We start from the raw sequence: 4586 nt of genomic DNA on the forward strand, positions 1-4586 counted from the left end.
CGTTGAGTTTGCCGGCCGCGACAAAAGTTTGTGCGGCGCGGATGAGTGCCGCGCGAGTGCGCATCTTGCGCCGTTCCAGGCGGTTGTTGGCAAGTGGTTGTGCCGCGGTCATGCGCAGATGTTAGCAAAAAATATCAATATTGAGAATTTCGTCAGAAAGTCTTGACAGCGAGCCTCAAATAAGTGACGATATCGTCAGTCAAGCGAAGGAGACACCGTGGCCGCACCCGTCGACGCCCACAAAGACCTGCACAGCGACCAAGGGGCCCTGCGCGAAGAGCACCCCGGACGCTCCCGCAACCCGCTGATCAAGGTCCGCGATCTGGCCTGGCTGGAATTCCAGAAACCCGACCTGGTCCGCGCGGAAGCCTTCGCGCGGGCGTTCGGTTTCACCACCGTGCTGCACACCGCCGACGAGCTGCAGCTGCGCGGCACCGATGCCGGATCACCCTCCGTGATCGTCCGGCGCGGGCCGCGCTCGCGCTTCGTCGGCACGGCGTTCGCCGCACAGAGCAAGGCCGACGTCGAGCGGCTCGCCGGCGCGACCGGGAGAAACATTCGCACGCTGCCAGAGGCCATAGGCGGCGTCGCGGTAGAACTGACCGATCCCAGCGGGATTCCGGTCCGCGTCGTCGCTGGGACGCACGAGTTGGCCGAGCTTCCCGCACAACCGCCGCACACCTTCAACTTCGGGCATGAGTTGCGGCGCACCAACGCCGTCCAGCGGCCGCCGCGCGAGCCGGCTCGCGTGCAGCGGTTAGGGCATGTCGTGCTGCAGAGCACGAAGTACATCCAGACGCTGAACTGGTACCTCGACCACTTCGGGTTGATCGTCAGCGATTTCATGTATTACCCCGGCCAGCGTGACCGCGGCCCGGCGATGAGCTTCATCCGGTGCGACCGCGGATCGACACCCAGCGACCACCACACGCTGGCGCTGGCGTTGGGCCCGTCGAACCGCTATGTGCACTCCGCGTATCAGGCGTGCGATCTGGACGCGATCGCAGCGGGCGGCGAATACTTGCGCGAGTTGGGGTATCACCGGTCGTGGGGGATCGGCAGGCATATCCAGGGCAGCCAGATCTTCGACTACTGGCGCGATCCCGACGGGTTCCTGGTCGAGCACTTCAGCGACGGGGACATGTTCGACAACACCCTCGAACCGGGATGGGCGCCATTCACCGCGTCGGGTCTGGCGCAGTGGGGACCGCCGGCGACCAAGGATTTTCTCGGCATCACACCCAGCCGGGAAGCCGTTCGCGAACTGCGGTCGATGGTGACCGCGATCCGTGAGGACAACGAATTCGACATCACCCGCCTGCGGGGACTCCTGAAAGTGGCACGCTCATGACAATTTCCATCTATCGCACTGCCGACGGCTGGTGGGCGGGTAGCTCCGACGCCGTGGCCAAGGTCGACACCGACGCAACCACGACGGCGCAGCTGCTGGCCGACCGCCCGGCGATCAAGGGGGCCGCTGCGAGCACGGAGACGGTGCCGGTGAGCAGCCTCGAACTGCTGTCGCCGGTGACGAAGCCGTGCCGCGTCGTCGCGCAGATGACCAACTTCGCGTCGCACGTCAAGGACACCGGAGGTGACCCGAAGAAGGTGCCGCTCACGTTTTTTCGCAAGGCGTCGGGGTCGATCGCCGGGCCTGTCGACGACATCGTCAAGCCTGCGCATGTCCGCCTGCTCGACTACGAGGTAGAGATCGGTTTGGTGATCGGTCGCCACATCCCCGTCGGCACCGCGATCACCGCCGACAACCTGGCCGACTACATCTGCGGTCTCGTGGTGACCAACGACGTGTCGGCGCGCGATGTGCAGCTGACCAAAACCCAGTTCTACGAGTCCAAGTCGTACCCGACGTTCACGCCGGTCGGGCCGGCGCTGGTGCTGCTTGACGCCGACGAGCTCGGTCGCTTCGGCGAACTGCGGCTGCAGCTGCGCGTCAACGGCGAACCGCGTCAAGACAGCACGGTCGACGGCGACATGATCTATCGGCCCGTCCAGGCCCTTGCGGCACTGGCGCTGTTCCAGGAGCTGTCCGCGGGCGACCTGGTGATCACCGGCACCCCGGTCGGGACGGCGCTGTCTGCGCCGCCGAAGCCGGTGCAGAAGCTCGTGGGTCTGTTGCCGGACGACGTCAAGTGGAAGATGTTCTTCGCCGGCCAGGCCAAAAACACCAAGTACCTGCACGACGGCGACGTCGTCGAGGCCGCCATCGGAACCGCCGACGGTAAGATCGATCTCGGCGCGCAACGCAACGTGGTGAGGTACTCATGACCGAGAACCCGAACTTCGTCCCGGTGGTGATCGTCGGCGCGGGGCCGACCGGGATCACCGCGGCAACGAAGCTTGCGCAGTATGGCGTCGACTGTCTTGTCCTCGACCGCTGGGAGGACGTCTACCCACAGCCGCGTGCCGTTCATCTCGACGACGAAATATACCGCCTAATTGCGGGATTGGGCATTGCCGACGAGTTCGCGGCGATCTCCCGACCGGCGCGTGGTGTGCAGCTGCGGGACCGAAACGCGCGGGTACTCGCGGAGTTTCGCCGGGAGTGCGCCGAAAGCGCTAACGGCTTCCCGCAGGCGAACATGTTTGACCAGCCGGAGTTCGAGGCGCTGTTGCGGGCGAACCTGAAGCATTACCCGCACGCCGTTCTCCGGGGCAATGCTGAGGTGACCGAAGCGGTTCAGATCGGGGCCGACAGAGTGCAGGTCACGTTTACCGATCGGGTCAGCGGTGAGGAGCACCGCGTCGAGACGCGGTATCTACTCGGCTGCGACGGCGCCAACAGCCTGGTCCGCACCGCGATCGGCGCACACATGGAGGACTTGAAGTTCCAGCAGCGTTGGCTCGTGGTCGATGTGGCGACGACCGCAGAGCTGAATCAGTGGGAGGGGGTCCATCAGGTGTGCGATCCGCATCGAGCGGCCACCTACATGCGGATCGGCGATACCCGCTACCGGTGGGAGTTTCGGCTGCTGCCGGACGAGACGGCCGACGACTACAACACCATGGCGGCGCTTTACCCGCTGATCCGGCCGTGGGTAGGAGGCGTTGCGCCACAACAGCTGGAGCTCGTGCGCGTCGGCGAGTACACGTTCCGCGCGCAGGTGGCGAACAGCTGGCGCCGTGACAACATGTTCATTCTTGGCGACGCTGCGCACCTGACACCGCCGTTCATCGGCCAGGGCCTGTGCGCGGGGCTGCGCGACGCGATGAACCTCGCGTGGAAGCTTGCCGGCGTGGTCAGCGGTTGGTTGCCGGAGAGTGTGCTCGACACCTATGAGCAGGAGCGTATGCCGCACGTGCGGTACATGATCCGGTTCGCGCTCGCGATGGGCACGGCCATGACGGCGGGCGGCGGGGCGGGCAATCTGCTCCGCCGTGTGGTGGTTCCGCGCCTGCATCTGATCCCCGGGGTGCGGGAGAAGATCGTCGACAGCACGACGCCCGCGTTGCACAGCAGCGAGCTGGTACTGAAATCACCCGGACGGCGGCAGCTGGCGGGCGGGTTGTGCCCGAATCCTGTTCTGGTCGACGGTAAACGTCTCGACGCGGTCGTCGGCGGCAGGTTCGCGGTGATCATGTCCGCCGCGCCCAGCCCGTCGCAGCAGGACGAGATGACCCGCCGTGGCGCCGTCGTCGTGGCGGCTCATCCCGGCACGGAACTGGCGCTGTGGCTGCAGGCCGGTCGGGCCAGGGCAGCGGTGGTGCGGCCGGATCGGACGGTGCTATGTGCGAGCCGTGATCTGGCGGAAGTCTGCCGCGCGGTGCCGGTTTTCGCGCCACCCGCGGATACCGGCGCCGATGCGTAGGCCCGCCGCAGTCCCGGCCTACGAACCTGACCTGTACTCGGCGCGGGCGATCCTGCACCCGCACCCGCACTACGCGCGCCTGCGCCGACTGGGGCGGGTGGTGTGGCTGAGCAGGCAGCGGGTCTACGCCTTGCCGCGCTATGCCGAGTGCAAAGCAGTGCTGCGCGACGACACGACCTTCGTCTCCGGCGAAGGGGTCGGGCTGAACGGTGTCTTCAATCGGCTGTCTCGCGGCACAACGCTCAACAGCGACGGTTACCAACACGACCAGCGGCGCAAGCTCGTCGCGCACCGGCTGCTGCCACGGGCCTTGCGGACGATGAGCGACACCGTCAACCGCCAGGCCGAGCAGCTGGTCGCCGCGGCCGTGCGACGTCAACGCGTGGACGGTGTCAACGATCTGGCGACCGCGCTGCCGCTTTCGGTGGTGCCCGATCTCGTCGGCTGGCCGGAGGACCGCCGCCAGCACCTGCTACGTTGGGGCGGAGCCACATTCGATGTGCTTGGCCCGCTCAACCGCAATGCCCTCAAGTCGGTGCGGGCCAGTCTACAGATGCTGCGCTTCTCCAAGGACGTGGTGCGCCACCGCTCTGTGATGGACGGCAGCATGGGTCATGACATCCTCGCCGCCGCCGACGCCGGGGAACTAGCTCACACGGAGTGCTCGGCGCTGATGATCGACTACCTTGTTCCGTCGCTGGACACCACGATCAGCGGAATCGCCAGTGCGCTGGCGCTCTTTGCTTTGCATCCCGACCA

Annotated in this window: 3 protein-coding genes and 2 pseudogenes; 4 read left to right on the forward strand and 1 reads right to left on the reverse strand. The window is 66.2% G+C overall.

Going from position 1 to position 4586, the window contains the following annotated elements; translation table 11 throughout:
* A pseudogene (locus ACLQI9_RS22420) lies at positions 1-112 on the reverse strand (TetR/AcrR family transcriptional regulator); the annotation flags it as partial.
* 105 nt (positions 113-217) lie between these two features.
* Here ACLQI9_RS22420 and ACLQI9_RS22425 point away from each other — a divergent pair.
* The 4 genes and pseudogenes from ACLQI9_RS22425 to ACLQI9_RS22440 form a co-directional block, all read left to right on the forward strand.
* Complete coding sequence (locus ACLQI9_RS22425) at positions 218-1351, forward strand: VOC family protein (protein ID WP_442392220.1); 1134 nt, start codon at positions 218-220, stop codon at positions 1349-1351.
* Positions 1348-2286 carry a fumarylacetoacetate hydrolase family protein gene (locus ACLQI9_RS22430; RefSeq protein WP_442392221.1) on the forward strand — a complete coding sequence of 313 codons (939 nt, stop codon included), beginning with the start codon at positions 1348-1350 and terminating at the stop codon, positions 2284-2286. The genes ACLQI9_RS22425 and ACLQI9_RS22430 overlap by 4 nt, the downstream gene beginning before the upstream one ends.
* Positions 2283-3827, forward strand: a complete 1545-nt coding sequence (gene mhpA, locus ACLQI9_RS22435) for a bifunctional 3-(3-hydroxy-phenyl)propionate/3-hydroxycinnamic acid hydroxylase MhpA (protein WP_442392222.1) — start codon at positions 2283-2285, stop codon at positions 3825-3827. Before ACLQI9_RS22430 ends, mhpA begins: the two co-directional genes overlap by 4 nt.
* A pseudogene (locus tag ACLQI9_RS22440) lies at positions 3820-4586 on the forward strand (cytochrome P450); the annotation flags it as partial. The gene mhpA and the pseudogene ACLQI9_RS22440, both read left to right, overlap by 8 nt.

Origin of the sequence: Mycobacterium sp. (genome assembly GCF_052143115.1) — a bacterium.
In the GTDB taxonomy this organism is placed as follows: Bacteria; Actinomycetota; Actinomycetes; order Mycobacteriales; family Mycobacteriaceae; genus Mycobacterium.